This is a genomic window from Duganella sp. FT27W (assembly GCF_009295655.1).
Classification (GTDB): Bacteria; Pseudomonadota; Gammaproteobacteria; order Burkholderiales; family Burkholderiaceae_D; genus Rugamonas; species Rugamonas zoogloeoides.
Genome location: NZ_WHIV01000002.1, coordinates 688,004 through 712,649, shown reverse-complemented (window position 1 = coordinate 712,649; position 24,646 = coordinate 688,004). Strand labels below are relative to the sequence as shown.

Sequence of the window (24,646 nt, the reverse complement as noted above, 5' to 3'; positions counted from 1 at the left end):
GAGACTACAGGAGGTTCGATGAAGAAAGCCGCTGGTTTATTCCGCAGCCTGATGCGCACGTCGATCAAGACCGCGCGCCAGGGCGCTGCCGTCAACAAGCTGATGACGGCGATGCTGACGCCGGCGCCGCCCAGGCGCAAGGCCCGCGCCAAGCCGGCGGCTTCATCGTCCACTGCATCGCCCAGGCCGGCGCCTTCGTCCGCAAAGCCGCCAGCATCGACTTCAAAGCCAGCAGCATCGACCTCCCGGTCCTCGCCCGGCAGAGTCACGCCACCACCGGCCAGCAGCAACATCGCGCCCGGCAAATGGCTCACGTCCCACGTCGAAAGCGCCAACACCCGCCGCATGAGCTTTTGGCTGTACCTTCCGCAGAACGTCCCCGAGGAAGCAATAGCCCAAGGCCTGCCGCTGATCGTCATGCTGCATGGCTGCCACCAGACCGCCACCCAGTTCGCCCAGGGCACGCGCATGAACCAGTGGGCCGAGCGCAAGGGGTACGCCGTGTTGTACCCGCAACAACTGGTCAGCAACCAGTCCCAGCGCTGCTGGAAATGGTACGACCGCGCCACGCAGGAGGGCGGCGGCGACGTTCCCACTATCGTCGCCATGATCGATAAGGTGGCGGGCGCGTATGCGATCGACCGCTCGCGCGTGTATGTCGCCGGGATTTCGGCTGGCGCCGGCATGGCCAATATCCTCGCACTGAATCACCCGCAACTGTTTGCTGCCGTAGGCTTGCACTCCGGCCCCGTGTTCGGCGCCGGTCACAGCACGATGGGCGCGCTGGGCGTGATGCAACATGGCGCCGCCCTGCGCGCCGACCTGGCCGTGCGCGAAGTGCTGGCCCGCCACGCGCGTTTTCCCGGCATGCCCACGATCTTGATTGCGGGCGAGGGCGACAGCGTGGTGCGTCCGATCAACCAGGTTCAACTGGCCCGCCAGGGGCTGGCCTTCAATGGCCTGGCGCCTGACGCACCGGCGAAAATTACGCACAAGGCGCAAGGCAGCAACGCCCGGCACAACGCCCATCGCATTGACGATTTTTACGACGGCCGCAAATTGCTGCTGCACGTGGCCCGCATCGACGCCCTCGACCACGCCTGGAGCGGCGGCGACCCGGCATTAAAATTCAACGCCAAGGCCGGCCCGGACGCCACCCGCATGATGCTGGAATTTTTCGCGCGGCATCGGCGCGGCTAAAGCCTGGAGCCTGCCCGGCAGCCCATGAGCGGCTGGTGCCTATTGCCCGTGCGGCGGCTGCCACAGTTCGACCTTGTTACCCTCGGGGTCGATCACCCAGCCGAATTTTCCGTAGTCCGAGTCGTCGGCCTTGTCGAGCACCTGGCAGCCTTCGTCGCGCAGCACGGCAAGCAGCGCATCGAGATCGTCCACCCGGTAATTGACCATGAACGACGCCTGGCCCGGCGCAAACGGTGCGCCATCTGCCGCATTGATCGACCAGATGGTGCTGCCACCGGTCGGTTGTCCCGCGTCGTCGGTCCAGGTGAAGGCGGCGCCGCCCCAGGTCTGGACGTCGATGCCGAGGTGGCGCTGGTACCAGGCGCGCAAGGCGACCGGGTCTTTTGCGTGGAAGAAGATACCGCCGATGCCGGTGACGCGTTTCATGCCATCCTCCTGTATTGTGATTACCTGGTCCAGCCGCTGTTGGCGGGCGGGCATTTGGTCGGCGTCCATGTTTTGCTGGTGCCGAATACCGCGTTGAAGTCGGCGGTGCGGCTCCGGTAGCACGTTGTATGCGGACCTTTGGTGATTCTAGTGTAGCCCACACCGTCCGGCGCGGTGTAGCGGTGTATGGTTTCGGCCGTGTCGCTTCCCACGTACGCGCCGGCAATGCCGCGCGCCAGGCGCTCTTCCAGTGTCTCGGGCCGGTCGTCCGGTACACCCTTGGCCTTGCCGAGGATTTCCTTGTCGATGCGCGGCAGGTCGCGCTTGGCCTGGGTGATGATGGTGTGCGCGTTGCGCTCGGTAGGCGCCTGGCTGATGGCAAACGGGTCCGGTGGGCTGGTGTCTGGCAGCGCCGAGGTTGTCGCGTTGGTGGGCACTGCTGGCGCCGGCGCCGGTGCGCGGTCGGCTGGAGCTGGTGTGATGCTGGCAGGTGGGACCGTGGGGCGCCGCAGCGGTGCGACGGCGACTGGCGGGCTGCGCAGTGGCGCTGCGGCCACCGTCGGTGCGGGACGCAGCGCGGCTTTTGGCGGCGCCGCATTGGGCAGCGTCAGCAGCATCAGGATCGAGGAGCGCGCGCCTTGCGCCGCAGGTTGCACCTTGCGCCCCGGCGCCAGGAACAGCCACAGCGTCAGGCACTGGATCAGGATCGCGGCGCTGGCGCCCCAGGCCCGGCTGGACATTGCCTAGAGCAGCAGGAAGGCGGCAGCAGCTACTGCGGTTGGCGCCAGCGCGCCCAGCAGCAGCCCCGCCATGCCGATCGACTCGTCGTTGAAGCCGCGCCGCAGCAGCGCCACGCCGGCCGGGTTGGGTGCGTTGGCGATCACGGTCAGGCCGCCGCCGGTCACGGCCCCTGCCATCAACATGTATTGCGCCTGCGGCGAGATGCCGTCGATCAGCGAGCCGAGGTAGGTGAGGGCGGCGTTGTCGGTGATCGCCGTCAAGGCCGTGGCGCCGAAGAACAGGGCCAGCGGCGACAGACTCTCGACGATCGGCTGCAACCACCATTGCTGCATGCCGCCGAGTACCACCAGCCCGGCCAGGAAGAAGCCGACCAGCAGCGCCTCCTTGATGATCAGCGGCGACTGGTAGCGCTGGTACGCGGACGTAAAACCGAGGAACAGCATGAACAGGCCCAGGAACAGCACCGGGTGGTGGCCGAACACGACCACGCCGGCCAGGAAAGCCAGGTGGATCAGCGTGACCGCCAGCGGCACCGGCGGCGCCTTGCCGGTAGCGGTGGTGGCCGTGATGCTGTCGTCATTGGCCGCCTTGCCGCGCAGGTGCGGGCGCAGCAGCATGCTTACCACGGTCGCGTTGATCACTACCGCGATCACCGCCTTCCAGCCGAAGGTGCTGGCCATGAAGGCGCTATCCCACTGCCAGGTGGCGGCCACCATCAGCACCGGCGGCGCCGCGTACGACGTCAGGGTGCCGCCGATGGAGACGTTGACGAACAGCACGCCCAGCGCGGCGTACTTGAGCGGTTCCGGCATACCACGGCGGAACACCAGCGGTGCGAGCATCAGCGCCGCTAGGGTCATCGCAGCAGGTTCCGTGATCAGCGAGCCGGCCAGCGGCACCAGCGCCAGGCCCAACCAGGCCAGCGCCAGCTCGGTGCGTACCGGCAGCTTGTGCGAGAACGCCAGCAATAGCTGCTGAACGGCCTCGAGCACCGGGCGCGAGGCGGCCACCACCATTACCGTGAACACGAACAGCGGCTCGGTGTAGTGGCGCGATTCGGCATACGCGATGGCGGCCTGGCCGCCGTTGGTCAGCGCCATGAACACGATCAGGACAAACGCCCAGAAGCCGAACACCACCTCCACTTCGCCCAGCAGGTGGAACAAGCCAGCGTGGCGCGGATGGCGGTGCGCCAGCACCTCGAACGATTTCGCGGCAAACGTGTGGAGCAGGGCCAGCGCGAACAGGATTGCGCCGATGAGTTCGATATTTTGCAAAAGAGAACCTTAGTTGTTGATGATTAGTGGCGCCAGCGCTTGCCGTGCGGCGGCGGGACTCATTGCGGTGGCGTCGAGCGTGCGCAGCGCTTGCGCGACCTCGTTGCAGCGCGTGGCGTCTGCAAGAATGGCCTGGTTGGCAGCCAGCGCCGCCAGCAGTTGGGTAGTGATCAGGTCGAGTTTGGGACGGATCTCGGCGGCCAGGTCGGGGGCGTCGGCGAAGCGGCCGGCGTGCTGGGCGCTCCAGCGTGCATACAGCTCGCGCTGCACTGTTTTGGAGGCTTCGATCTGGGCGTGAAACACCGCTTCCACCCGGTCCGCCGGCAAACCGAGCGCGCGGCCTTGCTCGACGGCGGCAGCAATCACCAGTGCCTCGCGCGGCAGGTCTTCGATTGGCGCCTGCTTGTTCCACTTGGCGCGCGCGACCGGTTCAGCCAGCAGCAGGCGCTGGTCGATGGCCTGGCGCAACGGTTCCAGCGTCCACGGGAACGCCAGCCAGTGTTCGACATCCTGTTGCAGCGCGCCGCTGGCGAGACGTTCCTGCAACCATTGGTCCACCACGGCTTTGAAAGCCGGGTCGTGCGGCAGCAGCATGGCCTTGTCGGCGCTGTCGAACGGCGCTTCCGGGTGCACTGCACACAGTTGAGGGTGCAGGCGTTGTTGCAGCCGGGTTTCCATGGCGTCGGTCATCATCAGGTCGGCTTTGCCGGCGACGATCTGGCCGAAGATGGTCACATTGTCCGGGTAGACCGTCAGTTGTGCACGCGGCGCATGGCTGCGGGCAAAGCGTTCGTTGGTGCCGCCCGGGTTGACGATCAGGCGCACGTCCGGCTGGTTGATCTGCGCCAGCGTCTGGAAGCGTTGCTCATTTTCGCAGCGCGTGATCGGGGTCTTGCCGTCGCGCTGGTACGGGATCGAAAACAGGCCATGTTGCTGGCGCTCCGGCGTGATGGAAATGCCGCCCACGGCGATGTCGAACTTGTCGGCATTCCAGTCGGCCAGCAAAGTAGGCCAGCTGGTGGGGACGATGGTGAGCTTGACACCGAGGCGCCTGGCCAGCCCGGCCGCCAGGTCGATATCGAGCCCGAGGTATGCACTGCTCTGGCCCAGTCGATACGTATAGGGCTTGTAATCGGCAGGCGTGCCCACGCGCAGTTCGCCGCTGGCGATAATGCCGGCCAGCTGCTGCGCCGGTCCTGCCGATACAGCGCCGGTCGTGGCAGCCAGCAGCAGGCAGAGCAGGAATTTGGGGGCGTGCTTCAAGACGTGTCCGGAGGTTGGTATTTGATTAAATTTTCCAACCGGTATGGTACCGCACTCGGTGCGCTGCGGGTGTGTCGCCCTCAATGAAAATCGCGCGACCGCGTGTCGAGTGCGCCCAGCAGGTGGGACAGGTCTACCAGGCGCTTGGCGACCAGGTGGCGCACATTGTTTTCGGTTTGCCACACGCCGTACACGCCCAGCAGTTGCGCGCCCATCACTTCGCGGCGTTGCTGTTCCACCAGGCTTTTCCAGCAGATCACGTTGACGGTGCCGGCCTCGTCTTCCAGTGTGATGAACACCACGCCCTTGGCCGTACCCGGCCGCTGGCGCACGGTGACAATGCCGCAGCCGCGCGCCAGTTGGCCGTTGGTAAACCCCATCAGCACATCCGAGGGTGTGAAGCGCATCTTGTACAGGCGCTCGCGCAGGAACGAGACCGGGTGCCGGCCCAGCGTGAGGCCCAGGTGGCGATAGTCGGCCACCACGCTTTCGGCAGCCGATGGCGCTTCGAGTTCGATCGCTTCTTCCACCACGGTGGCCGGGCGCAGCAGGCCCTTGTCGGGCACGCTTGAGGCGGCTTGCCACATGGCCTGGCGGCGGTGGCCGGCCAGCGAGGCGAGGGCGTTGGCGCTGGCCAGGTGCGTCATCTGGCGCGCATCGAGGCCGGCGCGTGCGGCCAGGTCGGACGTGTCGGCAAACGGCGCCACCGCGCGCGCTTCTTCGATGCGCCAGGCGGCGTCTTTCTCCATACCGTCGACGTTGTTGAGACCCAAGCGCACGGCTGGCATCCCATCGGCAGCAGGTTCGAGCGCTGCTTCCCAGGTGCTCACGGCCACATCGACCGCATACACTTCGACGCCATGGCGGCGCGCATCCTGCACCAGCGCCGAACGCGAGTAAAAGCCCATCGGCTGCGAGTTGAGCAGGGCGGCCAGAAAGGCCGCCGGTTCGTGGCATTTGAGCCAGCTCGAGACGTAGGCTAGCAGCGCAAAGGACGATGCATGCGATTCGGGGAAACCGTATTCGGCGAAGCCCTTGATCTGGTTGAAGATGGTTTCCGCAAACTCGGGCGGATAGCCGCGCGCGTCCATGCCAGCCTTGAGCTTGTCCTTGAATGGTTGCAAGCCACCCTTGCGCTTCCACGCCGCCATGGCGCGCCGCAGCTCATCGGCTTCGCCCGGTGTAAAGCCGCCGGCCACGATGGCGATCTGCATTACCTGCTCCTGGAAAATCGGAATGCCCAGGGTTCTCTCGAGTACGCCTTTGATCGCTTCACTGTGATACGACACCGGATCGATATCCTGCCGCCGCCGCAAATACGGGTGGATCATGTCGCCCTGGATCGGCCCCGGCCGCACGATCGCCACTTCGATCACCAGGTCATAAAAAGTTTGCGGCCGCAGGCGCGGCAGCATCGACATCTGCGCGCGTGATTCGATCTGGAATACGCCGATGGTGTCGGCCTGGCAGATCATCTCGTAGGTGGCCGGGTCTTCGGCCGGAATGTCGCCCATCTCGAAACGCTGGCCGCGCCGCTCGGACACGAGATCGAGCGTGCGGCGGATGCAGCTGAGCATGCCCAGCGCCAGCAAGTCCACTTTCATCAGACCGACCGCATCAAGATCGTCCTTGTCCCACTGCACGATGCTGCGGTCTGCCATGGCGGCGTTCTCGATCGGCACCAGGCGGCACAGCTTGGTGTGCGAGATGACGAAGCCGCCCGGGTGCTGGCTCAGGTGGCGCGGAAAGTGCATCAGCAGGTCGGCCAGGTAGTTCCATTTTTCCACGACCGGCGAGCTGGTGTCGAAGCCGCAGTCGAGCAGACGCTGTTCGAGGTCGGCACGGCCGCCCCAGCTGTGCGAGGCCTTGGCCACCTTGTCCACCACCGTCAGATCGACGCCAAGCGCCTTGCCCACGTCGCGCAGCACGCTCCTGGGCCGGTACGAGATGACCACGGCGGTCAGCGCCGCGCGCATGCGGCCGTACTTGTTGTACACGTATTGCAGCACTTCTTCGCGGCGCTGGTGTTCGAAGTCGACGTCGATGTCGGGCGGCTCGTTGCGCTCTTTTGACAAAAAACGCTCGAACAGCAAGGTGCCGCGTGACGGATCGACCTCGGTCACACCGAGGCAATAACACACGGCCGAGTTGGCGGCCGAGCCGCGCCCCTGGCACAGGATCTGCTGCGTGCGGGCAAAGCGCACGATGTCGTACACGGTCAAAAAATAGGCTTCGTATTGCAGGTCGGCGATGATGTCGAGCTCGCGTTCGAGCGATGCCTGCACATTGGCAGGGATACCGTGCGGGTAGCGCCAGTGGGCGCCGACATACGCTTCCTTGCGCAGGTAGCTGGTGGGCGTTTCGCCGTCCGGCACCAGCTCGTGCGGGTATTCGTAGCGCAGCTCGTCGAGCGAAAATTGACATTGGCGCGCCAGCCGCACGGTTTCGTCCAGCGCCGCGCGCGGGTACAGGTTGCCGAGGCGCACGCGCGAACGCAAATGTTGCTCGGCATTGGGCGCCAGCTTGTAGCCGCACTGCGCCACCGGAATGCCGTGGTGGATCGCCGTCATGGTGTCCTGCAAGGGCTTGTACGAGCGCAGGTGCATGCAGACGTCGCCGGTGGCCACTACCGGGATGGCGAATTCTTCGGAAATGCCCTCGATCATGCGCCGGTGCATTGCGTCGCGCGTGCGGTGGTGCAGCGTGAGCGCGATGCGCACCCGGCCCGGGGCGTTGTGCAGCAGCCATTGCGCGTGCCGCTCCACCTCCTCGTATGGCGCACAGTAGCGCGGCGCCAGGATGAACTGGCAATCGGGCAGGCCACGCAAATGCACGAGGTCGCCAACGGGCTGGGCGATGTCGCGCGGGCGCACCAGATACGTACCCTTGTCGGCGCGCATGCGGCCCACGGTGATCAGTTCGCTCAAGTTGCCGTAGCCGTTCTTGTTGGTGGCGATGATGATCAGGTTGAACGGCGGGCTGCCGTCCTCGGGCGTAATTGCCATCTGGCTGCCGATTACCAGGTGCAGGCCGCATTCCTTGGCCGCCACGTGGGCGCGCACCACGCCGGCCAGGCTGCATTCGTCGGTGATGGCGATCGCGCTGTAGCCAAGCTGGTGGGCGCGCTGCACCAGCTGCTCGGGCGGCGAGGCGCCGCGCAGGAAGCTGAAATTGCTGAACACTTGCAGTTCCGCGTAGTCGGGCAGGATCACAGGGGCGGGCGTGGTCTCCATGGTCAGGCATACAGCCCATGCAAAAACCAGCGCGCATCGGTGGTGCGTTCGAGATAGATCCAGTAGCAACTGGCGTCGCTGCCCTGGGCGACGAAATAGTCGCGGGCGGCGGTTTGATCGTTCCACCAGCCGGCCTCCAGCCGCTCGGGGCCGGAGAGGATTTTGAGGGCGCTGCCGTAAAACGGCCGGTTGTCGCGCATCAGCAGCGCGATCGGTTTCGGCAGCAGCCAGAACGGCCGGCCGTCAAACACTTCCTCCAGTTGCGGCTTGGGGCGCCTGGCCGTGGCCGGCAGCCAGGTGTTGCAGATTTCGGGGCGGTAGTCGTCCACGGTGGCGGGCGTGAGCACGTTGTCGGCGCCGAGGCGCGCGGTGAGCAGTTCGAGCAGCCGGTGATAGTCCTGCGGCGTGCCGCCCGGTTCGGGAAACAGCGACGCATTGGGTGGCAGCATGGCTTCGATCTTGACTGCTTCGAGCCGCAGCGCGATCACCGGCGCGTGCAGTTCCACCTTGCCGAGGCGCTCCTTGAGCAGGCGCACCAGGTGCGACTCGTGCCATGCCGGTTCGGCCAGCATGATCTCGAGCGCCGTAGGTGTTATTGCTGCCCGGCCGCGCTCGTGTTCGAGGTATAGCGTGAACGCGCGCACTGCCTGCTGCATGGCGGTAAGCCAGCCCACCAGTTGCAGGATCAGGCTCGACGCTCCGTGCAGCAAGGCGTCGGCATGCTCGACGCGTTCGAAGGTTTCGATGCGCGCGCAAAATTGCAACGGTGGCTTGATCCACTCGAACATTTCCGGCGCCTCGCCATAGGCGCGGTCGAGCGCGGCCAATAAGTCTTTATCGGTGCGCCGCAGCAGCCCTGCGCGCGGCAGCCGGCGCAAGGCGCCCAGGTCGCGCGCGCCGATGTCGGTGAGCCAGCCATGAAACGGTGCGGCGGCCGGGATCAGCTCGCACGGCAGCTGGTTGAGGCGCTGTTGCAGGCGTTCCATCGACGCCACCCGGCGCCCCTTGGGCTGGTCCTTGCGCCGCTCGTTGCGCGCCAGCAGCCAGGCGCCCTCGGCCGTGGGAGCGGCGCCCAGTTGCAGCGTGAAGCCGAGCGCTGCCACGCTGCGCAGCACGCGCAGGCACAACGCATGCGGGCCCTTGAACAGCGTGAGGCTGGCGCTCACGTCCAGCAGCAGCGACCAGTCGGATTGGTACGTGATGTCGGGCGTGTATTGCATCAAGGCGGTGGCAATCGCTTCCAGTGCCAGGTCTTCCTTGTCGGCCGCGCGGTCGAGCAGGATGGTCTGGGGCGCAATGGCCGCCACGCCGCCGCCGCGCATCCCAAGGCGCACGCCGGCCTGCGCGGCCTGGCGCGACATGGTCAGCACCAGGCCGTGCTCGACGACGACCATGGGCGCCGGCTCAGACCAGCACGGTCGTTGCGCTTCGAGCGGCAACAACGGCAGGTGGACGCTTAACATCAGTTTCATGATCGTGGGGGACAGGTTGCAGGGGGATATGCAGCGGTACCGGCATATCGCCGAGGGGAATGAAAAAAGGTTGCTCGCAATGGGGACCCTTGCGCTTGATAATGTCCACCGAAACGCCGCCAGCGGCCGGGCGCAAGGTCATGCGCAGCGGCGACGGCGAAGCGTCGGCTGCCGCCGCGATCGGTCGCAGCAGCCACAGCCAGGTATCGGTGCTTTGCGCGGCCAGGTTGAGCCGGCGCAGCGCTTCGGGCCGTACATTGGCCTGCCACAGCAGCACCGCGCCGCACGAGCCGTTCTTGAGAATTTGTTCGGCCGCCCACAGCGCATCGGCACTGCTGGCAGGTTTAAGCCACAGCAGGTTGCGGTCGTTGACCTGCCAGGCCCGGCACGCCATGGCGTGCGGCAAATAAGGCGGCTGCACCAGCGCCACGCGCTGGCGCGCGGCCAGGCTGGCCAGCACGGGTTTTAATAATTGCATTTCGCCGATGCCGTGTTGCTGCACCAGCAGCTCGATCAGCGCCGAGCGTGGCCAGCCCTGGTTGGGCAGTTCGCGATCGAGCCGGTCGTGCCCGGTGCTGCAAGTGGTGGAGCGCGAAATGGCCAACTCGCTGGCACGCCACACATCGCGCATGGCCAGGCGGCCAGCCTGCGCGGCTGCGGCGGTGATGGGGAGCGGTGGCGTAAGCATGGCTGCACGGGTGGTCGAGAACGAACGTAAAAGGTAAAAATAAACTTGTGCACATGGGCGCACAAAACGAGTTGGTAAATTGATACTGTATGCATGTACAGTATAATCTGCGTTAGCGTTGAGGTGCAAGGTCGATTTTGTTGCGGTGTTTGCGAGATACCCGAAGGTTGGTAATGGTGAACGCTGGACTTGTCCCGCCGCCACTTATGCGTCAGAGTACGCCTTCATCGAAGTTGCAGGAGTTTGCATGCGTTCTCAAAGACAGGAATTTATCTCCAACGGCCTCAAGCTGGCCGCCAAGCTCGATGCGCCCGATGGTGACATTCGCGCGTACGCGCTGTTTGCCCATTGCTTTACCTGCGGCAAGGATGCGATTGGCGCGCACCGGCTGGCGCAAGCGTTGGCTGGGCATGGCATCGCCGTGCTGCGGTTCGATTTTACGGGCCTCGGTGGCAGCGAGGGCGATTTTGCCGATACCAATTTTTCTTCGAATGTGGCCGACCTGGTGGCCGCTGCCGATTTTTTGCGCACGCACCATGAGGCGCCGCAGTTGTTGATCGGCCATAGCCTGGGCGGCACGGCCATGCTGGCGGCGGCCGGGCAGATCGCGGAGGCCACGGCGGTGGTGACGATCGGTTCGCCCAGCGATCCGACCCATATGCCCAGCCTGTTCGGCAGCAAGTACCTGGAACTGATCAGGCAGGAAGGGGAGGCCATGGTGCCGCTGGCCGGACGGCCATTCCGCATCAAGCGCCAGTTTTTCGACGATGCCGAAGGGTATGCGTTGAAACCGAAGATTGCGGGCTTGAAGCGCGCTTTGCTGGTGATGCACGCACCGGGCGACGATACCGTGCCGGTGGCCAATGCCATGGAAATTGTGACTGCCGCCAGGCACCCGAAAAGTTTCGTGTCGCTCGATACCGCCGACCATTTGCTGACCCGGCGCGAGGATGCGGTGTATGTGGCGGACTTGATAGCGGCGTGGAGCCGCCGCTATCTGGCATAGGCTGAAAAACCGGATTCCGGCCTGCGCCGGAATGATGGATTTCAGCCAGCGATTGAGAACTACTCGTCGCCAAATTCCTCGGCCAAATCCTTCCAGCCCTTGCCAGCGGCAAAGGTGTTGAACTCGTCCGGTGCTTCCAGCACCAGCAGTTTGCCTTCCTGCAGCACCGGGTCGCCGGCGGTGAGGGCCGGGCCCTTGTAGCCGACCGTGCGCAGTTGCGCCACCACGGCGTCGATCAGGGACTTGTCCTTGTGCAGGCCACTGACCGAACCGGCAAAGTCCACGTAGACGTCGATTGCGCCATAACCTTCATCGAAGATACGGATCGCCTTGGCGTCGTGGGCACGGCCGGCGCCGTCGGTAGCCTTGAAAGGGCCGCTCAATTGGATATCAGTGTTATTGCTCATAGTGTCCTCAGGTTTGGGCGTTGAGCCATCTTACTTCAACGGCTGCAGAATTGCTTCCAGGCGGTCAGGCGTGCCCTTGATCCGTTCCAGGCGCGGGTACTTCAAACCGTCGTGGTAGTCGATCGCATACGTGGTGTACAGGTTGCCCTTTTTCACCAGCAGCTGGATCGGCTCCTTGCTGTCCTTGGCGGCCGTGATCGCCGCGCGCAGCACCTCGGGCTTGTAGGCGCGGCCATTGACCGCCAGCAAGGTCGAGTTGCCCGACAGGCCAGCCTTGAAGCCGATGCCTTCCCAGATGAACGATTCGAGCTTGCCTTCGGCGCCCACCGAGAAGCCGAGCGAGTACTGGAAGTTGGCCGACTTGCTCAGGTCTTCCTGGGCTTTCAGGAACGGCGTCTGCTTGTCGGTATAGACCAGTTTCCAGCCGGCGCGCGTGAGGCCGTCGAGCGGCGCGCCCGGACCGTGGCTTTCCACGCGGCTGCGCAGGAAGGTGGCCCAGTCGTGCGGCTGCACGGCGTTCAGGGCAGCCACCACGTCGTCGAACGTGTAGTGCTTGGCGACGTTGACGCCGTCATCGACGCCGAAGAAGCCGCGCGCGAAATCGTTGAGCGAGCGCTTGCCGCCCGACAGTTCGCGGATCAGCGTGTCGGCATCTAACCAGATCAGCTGGCCTTCCTGGTAGTAGTCCTCGCCGCGTTGCCAGTTGTTCCATACTTGCGGGCGGCGGGCATTGATGATCGGATCGTACGTGGTGTCCTGCACCGCGCGCCAGCTGCGGCCACGCACGTTGTCGAGGCGGGCGGCCGATGCGGCCAGCAGGTCGCGCGTGTTTTCCGGCTTGATCAGGCCCGAGCGGGCCGCAAGGACGGCGCCCCAGTACTGGGTTTGACCCTCGTACACCCACAGCAGCGAGTTGTCGAGCGGAGTGTTGAAGTTGGGCACGTCTTGGCCGGCTGGGCGGCGGAACTTGCCGTTCCACGAGTGGGCAAATTCGTGCGGCAGCAGTTCACGGCGCGCTTCCCACTTGTTCCAGTCGGTGAAGTAGCCGGCCTTGACGCCGTTCTCGCTCGACTGGTGGTGCTCGCGGCCGATGCCGCCGAATTCGTCGCTGATGGCGAACAGGAAATCGTAGTGCTTATAGTGTTTCGAGTTAAACAGTTTATACGATTGCTGGATCAGCGCGCGGTGCGGGGCGATCTGTTCCGGCGTCGCTTCGAGCTGTTCCGGGCTGTCGGCCACCACGTTCAAATGTACCGGGATTTTTGCGCCCGGATCGAGGTCGATGCGGCGGAAATAACGGCCTGCGAACAGCGGCGAATCGAGGAAGGTTTCGAAGTCGAGCGGCTTGAAGGCGATCTCGTCGCCGTTGCGCGCGGCCGTTTCCAGCGCGGTGCCGAACTGCCAGCCCGGTGGCACGGTCAGGTTGGGCTGGATCGTGATGTTGCGGCTGCGGTAGCCGGCCGGGTAAATCGCCAGCGACTGCCACTGCACGCCGAGGATGTCGTTGGTAAACGTGGTGCGGCCCTGGCTCGCTTCCACCGGCGACAGGTACTGGAATTCGATGTCGATCGCATTGGCGTCGGCCGGCACGTCAACCGTGAAGGCCCAGACGTTGAGCGGGTCGCGGCGCCAGTCGAGCGGCTTGCCGTTCGCGCTCGCTTTGAGACCGGCAAACTGGTTCAGCGCGCCGCTGGGGCCGTGATTGGCCACCACCCATTGCGGGTACAGCAAGGTCAGCTTGCCGGGCTTGGCCGGAATGGTCTGGCGGACGCGGAAGATTTGTTGTGCCGTATTGGAGGCGTCCACTTTGAGGACGATGGTGCCCGGGTAAGGCTGTTCGGAAATCGTGTCGGCCTGGGCGCTGAAGGTAGTAGCGAGCAGGACGGCAAGTACGGCACGGGTGAAAGGCATGAAGGACTCGGATCGTGATTGAACAAGAGAAAGAGTTTAGCACGCAGGGGCAGTTGGAAAAAACCGCAAAAAAAATCGCAAAAAAAGCTCTTGAAAGCCAGCGACCACCACCCTATATCGTACTCAGTGGTTGCCCAGCAGGGGACCACCGGCCCCGAGGAACGCTTCCGACGGGACTTCATTTATCGCTTAATTTGACAAGGATATTTATTATGCGTACTTTCGACCTGACCCCGCTGTACCGTTCCGCCATCGGCTTCGATCGCCTGGCCCAAATGCTCAACGACGCCCAGCGCGCCGATTCGTCGCCCAGCTATCCTCCTTACAACATCGAACTCGTGTCCGATGACCAGTACCGCATCGTGATGGCGCTGGCCGGCTTCAGCCGCGACGAGATCGACATCACCTTCGAGCGCGATTCGCTGCACGTCGTTGGCCGCAAGCAGAAGGACGCCACCGAGCGCACCTACCTGCACCGTGGCATCGCCGCGCGCGACTTCGAACAGCGCTTCCAGCTGGCCACCCACGTCAAGGTGACCGGCGCCAGCTTCGACAACGGCATGCTCACCATCGAACTGGTGCGCGAGGTGCCCGAAGCGCTCAAGCCACGTAAAATCGTCATCGATGGTCAAAGCGGCAGCGAAAACGTGACTGCCCTGGAGCAACGCCAGGCCGCGTAAGCGCTTGATTTCGAGGTAAGACCCCACTGGCCGGTTGATCCGGCCAGTGGTGCGTTTACGGATCCTCCCTGACCCGCATCCGCCGTCAGCACTGTTGTAAGCATATGTTTCGGTGGAAATTTGATTAAGTAGGGTCTAAGTTTTTTGCCTCATATTGAATACATCTAAAATCCTAGTTCAATTCAGGAGTGCAACATGTCCCAGACTACCTCAACCGGATCGAAAACCTTCAAACGCACTGTTGCCGCGCTGGCCATCGTGGCTGCCATCGGCGCCGGTGGCGCAGTCGCCGTCAAGCAGAGCAACGCGGTTGCTGCCGGCACGCCGGTAGCGGCAGTCACGGCGCCGCCGTCGGCCAATGCCGGCGCGCCGGCCGCAGTGGCCGCGCCGTCCATCTCCCTGCCCGACTTTTCGGTGGTTGCTGCCAACAACGGTCCGGCGGTGGTCAATATCGACGTGCGCGGCAGCACCAAGGCTTCCTACGATGGCCAGGGACAAGGGCAAGGCCGTGCCGAAGCGTTTGGCGACGACCCGTTCCTGGAATTTTTCCGCCGCTTCCAGGGGCAGGGGCCTCGTGGTGGCCAGCGCGAAGTGCCTACCCACGGCATGGGTTCCGGTTTCATCATCAGCTCTGACGGCATTATCCTGACCAATGCCCACGTGGTGCGCGATGCGCGTGAAGTAACGGTCAAACTGACCGACCGCCGCGAATTCCGCGCCAAGGTGCTTGGTTCCGACCCGAAAACCGACGTCGCCGTGCTGAAGATCGACGCCAAGAACCTGCCCGTCGTGCCGCTGGCCAAGGCCGATAACGTCAAAGTGGGCGAATGGGTGCTGGCAATCGGTTCGCCATACGGCCTCGATAACACGGTCACCGCCGGCGTGGTCAGCGCCAAGGGCCGCACCTTGCCCGACGACCAGTACGTGCCGTTCATTCAGACCGACGTGGCCGTCAACCCCGGCAACTCGGGCGGCCCGCTGTTCAATGCCCGTGGCGAAGTGGTTGGTATCAACTCGCAGATTTACAGCCAGACCGGCGGCTACCAGGGCCTGTCGTTTGCGATCCCGATCGAAGTGGCGACTACGGTTGCCAACCAGATCGTCGCCACCGGCAAGGTCGAACACGCCAAGCTGGGCGTGACGGTGCAGGAAGTGGGCCAGGATATTGCCGATTCGTTCAAGCTGGCCACGCCCGAAGGCGCGCTGGTGGCCAATGTCGAGCGTGGCGGTCCCGCCGACAAGGCCGGCCTGAAAGCCGGCGACGTGGTGCGCAGCATGAACGGCAAGAAAATCGTCAGTTCGATCGACTTGCCGGCGATGGTCGGCCTGACCAGGCCGGGCAGCACCGTCAAGCTGGAAGTCTGGCGCCAGGGCAAGCTGATTGCGCTCGATGCCAAGCTCGGTAATCTGACCGACAAAGTCGCTGCCGTGTCGCCGACCAGCGAGCGTGCCGAGCAGGCCAGCAGCAAGCTCGGATTGTCGCTGCGTCCGCTGGACCCCAACGAGCGCCGCGATAGCGGCATCCCCAACGGCCTCTTGATCGAAGACGCCGGCGGCGCCGCGCAAAGCGCAGGCGTGCAACCGGGCGACGTGCTGCTGTCGGTAAATGGTTACGCGGTCAGCAACGTGGACCAGGTGCGCCAGGTGGTCGACAAGTCCGGCAAGTCTGTGGCGTTGCTGATACAGCGTGGCGGCGATACAATCTTTATTCCCGTGCGCCTGGGTTAACCCGGCCTGCAGAACGCACCAACAACAAGAAAAGGAACACACCATGCGACTTCTGCTGGTAGAAGATGACACCATGATCGGCGAAGTAGTGCTCGACCTCCTGCGCGCCGAGCACTACGCCGTGGACTGGGTCAAGGACGGCGACATGGCCGACACCGCGCTGCAAACCCAAACCTACGACCTGGTGTTGCTCGACCTCGGTTTGCCGCGCAAGGATGGCCTCGAAGTGCTGCGCTCGATGCGCGCGCGCAAGGAACTTACGCCGGTGCTGGTGGCCACTGCGCGCGACGCCAAGGAACAACGCATTGCCGGCCTCGATGCCGGCGCCGACGACTACGTGCTCAAGCCGTACGACCTCGACGAACTGCTGGCGCGCATCCGTGCCTTGCTGCGCCGGTCTGCCGGTCGCGCCGAGCCGGTGTTCGAGCACGGCGGCGTCAGCGTCAATCCGCAAACCCGCGAAGTGCTGGCCGATGGCAAGCAGGTGAGCCTGTCGGCGCGCGAATGGGCCGTGCTCGAGGCCTTGATCGCTCGCCCCGGCATCGTGCTGTCGCGCCACCAGCTGGAAGAAAAGCTGTACAGCTGGAAGGATGAAGTCAACAGCAACGCGGTGGAAGTGTATATCCACGGCCTGCGCAAGAAGCTCGGCGCCGAACTGATCCAGAATGTGCGCGGCCTTGGCTACATGGTGCCCAAGCTATGAGAATGAAGGTGAAGCTGCCGCCGATGCCACGGGTGCCGGTGGTCACGCACTCGCTGCGCGGACGCTTGCTGTGGTTCCTGCTGGCAGCCATCACCATGGCGGCGATTGCCCAGGCGGCGATTGCCTACCGCAGCGCGCTCAGCGACGCCGACCAGATTTTCGATTACCACATGCAGCAAATGGCGATGTCGCTGCGCTCGAGCGCCACGCTCACCAACAAGGCCGCCGACGCCTCGCCCGATCCCGGCAACGACGACCTGGTGGTGCAGGTGTGGACCCCGGACGGCGCGCAAGTGTTCCGCTCGCTATCGCGGGCGGCGCTGCCGCAGCGCGCCGTGCTCGGCTTTTCCAACGTCAAGGCCAACAACACCACGTACCGGATTTTCTCGGTGCAAACCAGTAACCAGACCGTGCAGGTCGCCATGGACATGGCGGTGCGCCAGCGCATGGCCGGCACCCTGGCCCTGCGCACGGTGGGGCCGATTGCCGTGATGGCGCCGATCCTGATGCTGGTAGTCTGGTGGGTGGTCAGCGGCTCGCTCGCCCCGGTGTCGCGGGTCAAACGCCAGGTGGCGGCGCGCCAGGCCGATGATTTGTCGCCGGTGTCCGAAAACGATTTGCCGGACGAAGTGCTGCCGCTGGTGCACGAGCTCAATTTACTGTTCGGGCGCGTGCGCACGGCCTTCGAGGCACAGCAGCATTTCGTGGCCGACGCCGCACACGAGCTGCGCTCGCCGCTGGCCGCGTTAAAATTGCAGGTGCTGAGCCTGGAACGGGCGCAGGACGACGCGGCGCGCAGCGTGGCGATCGGCCGCGTCACGGCCGGCATCGAACGCGCCACGCGGCTGGTCGAACAATTGCTGGTGCTGGCGCGCCAGGAAGGCTCGGTCGATGATGTACGGCTCGATCGCGTCAACCTGTCCGACCTGGTCAAGCGCACCCTGGGCGACATGGCGGGCCTGGCGCAGGCGCGCCAGATCGACCTGGGCCTCGAGCACGCCGACGATGTGGCCGTTGACGGCCAGCCCGACGCGCTGATCATCCTGATGCGCAACCTGGTCGATAACGCCATCAAGTACACGCCGGCTGGCGGCACCGTCGATATCGAGCTGCGCCGCGTTCCTGCCGAAGCCAAGGTCAAGGGCGTGGCCGGGCCGGGCCGCGTGCTGCTCAGCGTCGAGGATTCCGGTCCCGGCATTCCGCCGGACGAGCGCGAGCGCGTGTTCAGTCGCTTCTACCGCGTGCCCGGCAGCCAGGCCGGCGGCAGCGGCCTGGGATTGGCGATTATCAAGTCGATTGCCGAGCGCCATGGCGCCGTGCTCACGCTCGACAGCTCCGAGCGGCTGGGCGGGCTCAAGATCAAAATCGATTTTCCCGAGACGGCGAGGCCCACGCCGGTCTAAAATGCCGTTTTGATATGCGGACGGCACCATGAAAAAAATCGGATTCTCGGGAACCCTGGACCCGATCACCAACGGCCACATGTGGGTGATCAACGAAGCCCGGTCGATGGCGGACGAGGTGGTGGTGTTCCTGTCCGAGAACACCGCCAAGAAACCCAAGTTCACGGCCGAGGAGCGCAAGAGCATCATCGCGCTCAGTTGCGCCGAGCAGGGCTGGAACAATGTGCAAGTGGTGATCGTGCGCGGTGATTACACGGCCCGCGCGGCCCGCAAGCACGGCGCCGAATACCTGATCCGCGGCATCCGCACCACCGCCGATTTCGACTACGAAAACCTGATCCAGCAAACCAATGTCGATGTGCTGCAAGGCGCCAAGACGATTTTCGTGATGCCCCCGCGCGACCTGGGTTCGGTCAGTTCGAGTTTTGTGAAGGCGCTGGAAGGCCCGATCGGCTGGAACTGGATCATGAAGAAATTCGTGCCGGGTCCGGCGTACCACGCCTGGGTGCTGGGCTGGCTGCGCAACGAGTGGGAACTGCTGTGGGACTACGCCCAGGCCGATGAATCGGCCATCAACCACGCCGACGCCTGGTTCGCGCGGCTGACCGGCGCCACCGCGTATGGCGGCACGGCGCGCCACTATCACAACCTCGACCACCTGGTACACGGCCTGTCCGAAATCCGCGCCTGGGCCGCCAACACCAAGCCGTCCGCGCTCGATATCGAGATCGTCAAGCAGGCGTTCTGGTTCCACGACGCCGAGTACGAACACGGCCGCGAGGCCGGCGCACCCAGCAACGAGGAAGCCAGTGCCCAGCTCTGGTTGGGCAGCCACCTGGGCCAGGAAATGGACCCGGCCGCCGCGCTGATCCGCGCCACCGACCACTTCCAGGAAGCGTCGATCGAGCATCCGCTCAAGGCAGTGCTGCTGAGCGTGGACCTGGCCATCCTGGGCCAGGACGACGAGGTCTATCAGAACTACGCGCAAGCCATCCGGCAGGAATACGCGCACCTGGCCGACGACGAATACCGCCGCCAGCGCGCCGGCGCGCTGGCGCACCTGTGCCGCAAGGCCGAAGCGAACAAGCTGTTCTGCGACCCGTATTTCGCCGACCAGTACAACGACCGCGCCATCGACAACATGGAACGCGAAATGGCGCGCCTGGCCGGCGAATAAGAACTAGAAACGGTTCCAGTTGTTGTGGCGGTGCTCGGTGGCTTCCTTGAGCAGGTGGCTGGCGCGGTGCAGGTCCCTGGGGCTGTGTTCGTCGCCCAGTTCCACCGTCATTGCCAGTTCCTGGATCGCGGGCGGATATTCGTGTTCGGCCGATTCTTCCAGCAGCGCGCGGGCCTTGGCGGCGTCTTGCGGCACGCCCTGGCCGTCGCGGTAGAAATACGACAGCAGGAACATCGCGTGCGGATTGCCGCCGTCGCTGGCCGTTTGCAGCCAGTGCGCCGCCTGCAAATCGTTGCGGGCGACGCCCGTGCCGTTCTTGTAAAGCAGTGCCAGCGCCAGCGCGGCGCGCGCGTGGCCCTGTTGCGCGGCCTGCGTGTACCAGCTTGACGCGGCCAGCGGTTGCGGCGGCACGTTGATCACGCCGGTGCGCAGCATCTCGCCCAGTTCGTACGCGGCTTCGATGTCGCCGCCGCGCGCGGCCTGTTCGAACAGGCGCAGCGCGTCCTTGCGCTGTTGCGGACGCTGCTGGTACACCAGCGCCAGTTCGCGCTGCGCCACCGGCAGGTTTTGCTGCGACCACGACATCAGCTTGCGCTCGGCGCTGGCGTCCGCTTCCTGGATCGCCTTCATGCCCACCACCTCGATCTGGGCATCGGTGGGCTTCTCGCGCTGCATTTGGCAGCCCGACAGCCATACCGAACCCGCGATCGCCAGCAGCATCGCACCCGGATAATTTTTCATCGTTGCACCTCGCATGGTTAGCACGGTTGACGAGCCGGCACCGGCCGGCCCTGGGACAACATCACTTGCTCAGATCGATCGCATACTTGGCAAAGCCGCTGGCGTCGAGGCCGCCTTCAGCCGTGACCGCCGTGATGCCGGCGCTTTTCGCCAGGCCCAGGTGACCCGGCGCCGAGCGCAGGATGACCGGGCCGGCGGTGGCCACCTTGACGAAGCTCCAGCTGCGCGCGCTGCCGTTATCGACCAGGCTGACCTTGCCGGTAGCCTTGCCACGCGCCGCCAGGTAGTTGCTGACCACGGTCTGGTTGGCATCCGGCGACTTGATGATGGTCTTGCTGCCGTCGATGCCGGGCACGGCGCCGCCGCCACCTGCGCGGTAGTCGTTGGTGGCGACGATGAAGTCGTCGGTGTCGGCGACCGGCTTGCCCAGGTACACCAGGTTGACGATGCGGCTGCCCGCCGGCTTGGTGACGTCGATCTGGTACGTCAGCGCATTGTTCTCGGCGTAGAACACGTCGTAGTTATAGATGGTGGCGTAGCTCGGCACCAGGTCCTGCTCGGTGGTGAGGGCAGGGTTGATGGGGCCGAATTGCTTGGCCGACGTTTCCAGCCACGCCTTCAGGTCCGCGCCCTTGATCTTGACCGCCTGCAGGTTGTTGTTGCTGTACAAATAGAGGTCACCGGGGTTGCGTACTTGCAGGCCCACCGGCGCGGCTGGTGTGGCACCCGGCGCCACATCGGTGAAGTCCGACGGACCGTTGCGGCCGGCCTTGAACGGCGCGCTGGACGACAGCACCGGGATGTTCTTGTAGCTGGCAATCGTCGCGTCGGTGCTGGTGGCGATGAAATTCTTCACGTAGTCCAGTTGCGCCTGGTTGACGAGCTGGATCGCGGTCACGTCGCCCGCCAGCGAGAAGTACGACGACATTTCGAAGTCGGTGGCCACGCCCAGCGGTTGCCTGGCGTAGGCGATGGTGGCGGCGTGCTCGGTAGCCACCAGCGGTGCGATAGTAGGATCGGCAGCGACGTTGGTCGTGCCGTCGGTGTACTTGAAGCCGCGCGACTCCACGCTGGTTTTGGCCGGTTGCACCACCCACTTGCCACCCTGGTACACCAGGGTCAGCTTGATGATGCCCAGGCGGCGGCCCCAGCTTTGCGCCATCACGGTCGGCACGCCATTGACAAAACCGTTGACGGCGTCGATCTTGGCGCTGGCCGGGAAGGAGGCAAACGAGGCGTCCAGCGCCGCAGCGCCGGTCTCTTTACCCTTGGGGAAGATCAGGTGCGAATGACCGATCAAGAGGGCGTCGATGCCGGTGCCGGCCAGGTGGTAGCTGGGGTTTTCCATCTTCGGGCTGTACGCGCTGGGGTCGAGGCCGCCGTGCGACAGCGCCACCACCAGGTCGGCGCCCTTGCTGCGCAGTTCTGGAATGTACTGTTTGGCCGCTTCCACGGCGCCGGTGACCGCCACCTTGCCGGCCAGGTTCTTCTGGTCCCATTCGAGGATTTGCGGCGGCACGAAACTCATGATGCCGATATTGATCTTGACGTCGAGTTGGCTGCCATCGGGCGCCGTGGCGCGGAAGGTGCGCGGCAGCAGGGCGGTCGGTTGCACGATCGGCTTGCCGCTGGCCACGCCGGTGACGTTGGTCAGCGCCAGCGGGAAGGTTGGCGCGCCGCAGTTGCCGGTTGGCTTGGTCACGCCGGGAATGCCGAAGTCGGTATTGGTGATCTGGCTCAGCAGCGGCAGACCATAGTTGAACTCGTGGTTGCCGAAGCCGCCACCGTCGAACTTCATGGCGTTCATCGCCTTGTGGATGGCCATGGTCTCGCTGCAGGCGACCGGCTTGGTCACTGCCTGCAGGTCGCCCAGCAGGGTGCCCTGGATGGTGTCGCCGTTGTCGAGCAGGATGTTGTTGGGGTTTTCGGCGCGGGCGGCAGCCACCAGGGTGGCGGTGCGCTCCAGGCCCAGGCTGGTGTCCTCGGACAGCGAGTAGTAGTTGTAGCTCATCACGTTGGCGTGGAGATCGGTGGTCTCCATCAACGCCAACGCAACGGTCGTGCCTTCCTGCACTGGCGGCACCAGATTCGCTTCACCGCCACAGCCAGCCAGGCCGGCTGCCGTCATTGCTGCCAGCAGCACCAGATTCGTTTTCATCGCATACCTCGAAGTAATTAAATTTCAAGGTAGCGAGTTTAGCCAGATTACATGACGGCCCCGTGACAAATACTCAATACGCCCACAACGGTCCGGCCTTGCCGCCCACCGACGCGCCCTCCATCACCACGAACACCCGGCGACCGTAAAAGAACGGCAAACCCCAGTCGAAATACGTGCTCGACGACGCCGAGCTGCTCAGCGTGCCGCCCACTTGCGCCGCGCGTACGCTCGAGGACAGTTGCACCAGGTTGACGATGTTGAAGTTGACCACGCCGGTGGCGCTGCCGTCCGACGCCGTATTGGTGGCCGACAGCGCCAGCGTGGCGGCAGGGCAGAAGAAGTCGCCGCCCGAGCAGGTGCGGATATCGGGATCGGTGAAGAAATAGCCGTTCGAGCCGCTGTCGATAAAGCTGGCGTTGTAGGTCTTGCCGTTGTAGGTGGTGCTGAAGTTGCCGCTGCTGTTGGCCTTGTAAATCGTCTCGCTGGCAATCGTGTTATTGCTTTGCGTATTGACGCCAAACACCAGCGTGCCGCTGACCGATGTCAGTCCGTTCGGTCCCACCGCCGGCAAGCTCACCAGTACGCCATTGTTGTTGACGGCAAACGACGACACCGGGTTGGTGATCTGCGACGCCAGCGGCATGGCGCTGGACGTACAGGTGCCGGCCGTGCAGGCGTAATACACGCCGCTGATCGCCGACTGCGCGCAGGCATTGCCGCAGTCGTGCTTGAACAGCCCCACGCCGAGGATGCCCTTGGCGCCAATGGCGCTCATCGAGCCCAGGTTGTTGCCGGCGCTGCTGCAGCTGGAAGGCGTGGCGGCGAAGTTGGCGTTGGTATCGCCGATCACCTGTACCGAGATGCCGGCCGCCGTTTCGTCGGCCATCTTGACGTCGGCCCGGCGCACCGAACCCCAGGTGTAGCCACTGATGAACTTGCCGCATTCGCCGGCATCGGCGCCACTGGCGGTCTGCACCGACGGCAGGGAGAGGCCGCTGTCGAGCGCGGAAGCGAGCACGCGCAGGCCATAGGAGCCGGTGTCGAGCAGCACGTGGTCGATGGTCTGGCAGGTGGTGGTGCCGGGGCGGCAGATGGTCACGTTGACGTAAGGAACGTTGATCACGCCGCTGGCGCCGGCCGGGCCGTTGTCCACCGTGATCGGCACGCTGTTGCTGAGAACGGCGGTCACGCCCAGCTGCGCGCTGGCACTGGCCTCGCCGCCGCTGCCGGTGCAGGTGAGGCTGTAGGTGATATTGCCGGCAGTTGCCGACGATACGGTGACCGAGCCGGACGTGGCGCGGTTGCCGATCCACGCACCGCTGGCGGTGCAACTGCTGGCATTGGCCGACGACCAGCTCAGCACCGACGTCTGGGTGGTGTTGATGGCGGCCGGCGCCAATGTCAGGCTGACCGTGGGCGCCGGTGGCGGCGAGCTGATGGTGACGGAAGTGCTGTTGGTCACGCCGCTGCACGTGAGCGCGTAACGCGCGGTGCCGGCCGCGCCGGCAGTCACGGTTTGCGAACCGCTGGTGGCCACGGTGCCGCTCCACGCGTCGGACGCAGTGCAATTGGCGGCAGTGGCATTGCTCACGCTCCAGGTCAGCGTGATCACCTGGCCCACCGTGGTGGCCGTAGGCGTGGCGCTGATGCTGACCACGGGTGCAGCCGCCGTGACGGTCGGCGTGGTCGTGGTTGAGGCGGTGTTTGTTGCACTGCTGCTACCTCCGCCACCGCCGCCACAGGCGGTCAGCGCCAAGCACAGTATGGTTGTAACGGCGGTGGCCGCCCGGCTGGCGGTCCAGCGGCTGGCGACCCAGCGGCTGGCACGGGCAACAACGGATGCCTCGGCTGTCGGCTTCGCGTCAGCAGCAATCAGTGCCGGGCGGGCAGGGGTCAATACCGCGCGAGCGCGTTGCAACAGGCTGGTCATGCGGAACTTCCTTACTCTATCGTGGTGGTATCGAAGCCGGCCGGCACGGCCGACGGGATGAAGGCGTGGCCGGCAAACGAGCGCATGTGGCCGTTCGAGACGATCACCACGTCGGACTGGTTGAGCGCCAGCTGCGAGTGGCCGGCCTGGGTGCGCCTGCCGGTGGCGTCGGTCAGCGCGGTGAACTTGCTGCCGAGCAGGGTACGCAGGTCGGGCAGGGTAGGGCCGGTCCAGCTGACGGCAAACACCTTGCCGGCCGCGTCCGTGTATTCGCGCACGATGGTGCCGCTGTCGAGCGTGCTCTGGCTGACCGTGTAGACCGCGTTGGCGGTATTGTTGCCGGCTGCTGCCAGGCTGCGCGCGGCGCGTACCGGTGTGCCGCCGAAATCGGACGGTGCACTACCGAGCGCTGCGTAGGCGAGCGCGCCTTGCAGCACGGTGACGAAAAACATGAGGACGATGGCGGGACGCATGGGATGTTCCGTTGCTTGGAGTAAAT

Annotated in this window: 20 protein-coding genes; 7 read left to right on the top strand and 13 right to left on the bottom strand. The window is 64.8% G+C overall.

Annotated elements, in window-relative coordinates; all coding sequences use genetic code 11:
* The first annotated feature begins 18 nt into the window (after positions 1 to 18).
* Complete coding sequence (locus tag F8197_RS09330) at positions 19 to 1,200, top strand: PHB depolymerase family esterase (RefSeq protein WP_227012175.1); 1,182 nt, start codon at positions 19 to 21, stop codon at positions 1,198 to 1,200.
* Between the two features lie 39 nt (positions 1,201 to 1,239).
* Here F8197_RS09330 and F8197_RS09325 read toward each other — a convergent pair whose 3' ends face one another.
* The 7 genes from F8197_RS09325 to imuA all read right to left on the bottom strand — a co-directional run bounded on the left by F8197_RS09325 (position 1,240) and on the right by imuA (position 10,300).
* On the bottom strand, positions 1,240 to 1,626 hold the full coding sequence (locus tag F8197_RS09325) for a VOC family protein (protein ID WP_152881630.1): 387 nt from the start codon (positions 1,624 to 1,626) through the stop codon (positions 1,240 to 1,242).
* Positions 1,627 to 1,646: 20 nt separating this feature from the next.
* Positions 1,647 to 2,366, bottom strand: coding sequence for a hypothetical protein (locus F8197_RS09320; RefSeq protein WP_152881629.1), 720 nt, complete (start codon positions 2,364 to 2,366; stop codon positions 1,647 to 1,649).
* 3 nt (positions 2,367 to 2,369) lie between these two features.
* Positions 2,370 to 3,644 carry a putative Na+/H+ antiporter gene (locus F8197_RS09315; protein WP_152881628.1) on the bottom strand — a complete coding sequence of 425 codons (1,275 nt, stop codon included), beginning with the start codon at positions 3,642 to 3,644 and terminating at the stop codon, positions 2,370 to 2,372.
* A 9-nt stretch (positions 3,645 to 3,653) separates the two neighbouring features.
* Entirely contained in the window at positions 3,654 to 4,907 is a 1,254-nt protein-coding gene (aroQ, locus tag F8197_RS29155) for a gamma subclass chorismate mutase AroQ (protein ID WP_152881627.1), read from the bottom strand.
* An 80-nt stretch (positions 4,908 to 4,987) separates the two neighbouring features.
* Positions 4,988 to 8,140, bottom strand: coding sequence for an error-prone DNA polymerase (locus F8197_RS09305; protein WP_152881626.1), 3,153 nt, complete (start codon positions 8,138 to 8,140; stop codon positions 4,988 to 4,990).
* 2 nt (positions 8,141 to 8,142) lie between these two features.
* The gene (locus F8197_RS09300) at positions 8,143 to 9,612 is read right to left on the bottom strand and encodes a DNA polymerase Y family protein (RefSeq protein WP_227012174.1); all 1,470 of its coding nucleotides are present in this window, start codon (positions 9,610 to 9,612) and stop codon (positions 8,143 to 8,145) included.
* A complete protein-coding gene (gene imuA, locus F8197_RS09295) occupies positions 9,545 to 10,300 on the bottom strand; it encodes a translesion DNA synthesis-associated protein ImuA (protein WP_152881625.1) in 756 nt (251 codons plus the stop codon). The genes F8197_RS09300 and imuA overlap by 68 nt, the downstream gene beginning before the upstream one ends.
* Before the next feature lie 247 nt (positions 10,301 to 10,547).
* On the opposite strand from imuA, the gene F8197_RS09290 reads away from it, so the two are divergent.
* Positions 10,548 to 11,306 (top strand): S9 family peptidase, encoded by a 759-nt coding sequence (locus tag F8197_RS09290; RefSeq protein WP_152881624.1) that lies wholly within the window; start codon positions 10,548 to 10,550, stop codon positions 11,304 to 11,306.
* A 59-nt stretch (positions 11,307 to 11,365) separates the two neighbouring features.
* Here the strand turns inward: F8197_RS09290 and F8197_RS09285 are convergent, their stop codons facing one another.
* Positions 11,366 to 11,713: a hypothetical protein gene (locus tag F8197_RS09285; RefSeq protein WP_019922759.1), complete on the bottom strand. Its 348-nt coding sequence runs from the start codon at positions 11,711 to 11,713 to the stop codon at positions 11,366 to 11,368.
* A 30-nt stretch (positions 11,714 to 11,743) separates the two neighbouring features.
* Positions 11,744 to 13,624: a M61 family metallopeptidase gene (locus F8197_RS09280; RefSeq protein WP_152881623.1), complete on the bottom strand. Its 1,881-nt coding sequence runs from the start codon at positions 13,622 to 13,624 to the stop codon at positions 11,744 to 11,746.
* Between the two features lie 212 nt (positions 13,625 to 13,836).
* Here F8197_RS09280 and F8197_RS09275 point away from each other — a divergent pair, with 212 nt between their 5' ends.
* The 5 genes from F8197_RS09275 (at position 13,837) to coaD (ending at position 19,315) form a co-directional block, all read left to right on the top strand.
* Positions 13,837 to 14,304, top strand: coding sequence for an Hsp20 family protein (locus F8197_RS09275; protein WP_056140563.1), 468 nt, complete (start codon positions 13,837 to 13,839; stop codon positions 14,302 to 14,304).
* 195 nt (positions 14,305 to 14,499) lie between these two features.
* Positions 14,500 to 16,032, top strand: coding sequence for a DegQ family serine endoprotease (locus F8197_RS09270; RefSeq protein WP_152881622.1), 1,533 nt, complete (start codon positions 14,500 to 14,502; stop codon positions 16,030 to 16,032).
* A gap of 43 nt (positions 16,033 to 16,075) precedes the next feature.
* Positions 16,076 to 16,735: a response regulator transcription factor gene (locus F8197_RS09265; protein WP_019922755.1), complete on the top strand. Its 660-nt coding sequence runs from the start codon at positions 16,076 to 16,078 to the stop codon at positions 16,733 to 16,735.
* 2 nt (positions 16,736 to 16,737) lie between these two features.
* Positions 16,738 to 18,138 carry an ATP-binding protein gene (locus F8197_RS09260; RefSeq protein ID WP_152881621.1) on the top strand — a complete coding sequence of 467 codons (1,401 nt, stop codon included), beginning with the start codon at positions 16,738 to 16,740 and terminating at the stop codon, positions 18,136 to 18,138.
* A 28-nt stretch (positions 18,139 to 18,166) separates the two neighbouring features.
* The gene (coaD, locus tag F8197_RS09255) at positions 18,167 to 19,315 is read left to right on the top strand and encodes a pantetheine-phosphate adenylyltransferase (protein WP_152881620.1); all 1,149 of its coding nucleotides are present in this window, start codon (positions 18,167 to 18,169) and stop codon (positions 19,313 to 19,315) included.
* Positions 19,316 to 19,318: 3 nt separating this feature from the next.
* On the opposite strand, the gene F8197_RS09250 is transcribed toward coaD, so the two are convergent.
* The 4 genes from F8197_RS09250 to F8197_RS09235 all read right to left on the bottom strand — a co-directional run bounded on the left by F8197_RS09250 (position 19,319) and on the right by F8197_RS09235 (position 24,620).
* Positions 19,319 to 20,056 (bottom strand): tetratricopeptide repeat protein, encoded by a 738-nt coding sequence (locus F8197_RS09250; protein WP_227012173.1) that lies wholly within the window; start codon positions 20,054 to 20,056, stop codon positions 19,319 to 19,321.
* Between the two features lie 61 nt (positions 20,057 to 20,117).
* Positions 20,118 to 22,214 carry a bifunctional 2',3'-cyclic-nucleotide 2'-phosphodiesterase/3'-nucleotidase gene (locus F8197_RS09245; protein WP_152881619.1) on the bottom strand — a complete coding sequence of 699 codons (2,097 nt, stop codon included), beginning with the start codon at positions 22,212 to 22,214 and terminating at the stop codon, positions 20,118 to 20,120.
* Positions 22,215 to 22,287: 73 nt separating this feature from the next.
* Positions 22,288 to 24,147, bottom strand: a complete 1,860-nt coding sequence (locus tag F8197_RS09240) for a DUF3443 domain-containing protein (protein ID WP_227012172.1) — start codon at positions 24,145 to 24,147, stop codon at positions 22,288 to 22,290.
* An 11-nt stretch (positions 24,148 to 24,158) separates the two neighbouring features.
* On the bottom strand, positions 24,159 to 24,620 hold the full coding sequence (locus F8197_RS09235; protein WP_152881618.1) for a DUF2844 domain-containing protein: 462 nt from the start codon (positions 24,618 to 24,620) through the stop codon (positions 24,159 to 24,161).
* Between the last annotated feature and the right edge of the window lie 26 nt (positions 24,621 to 24,646).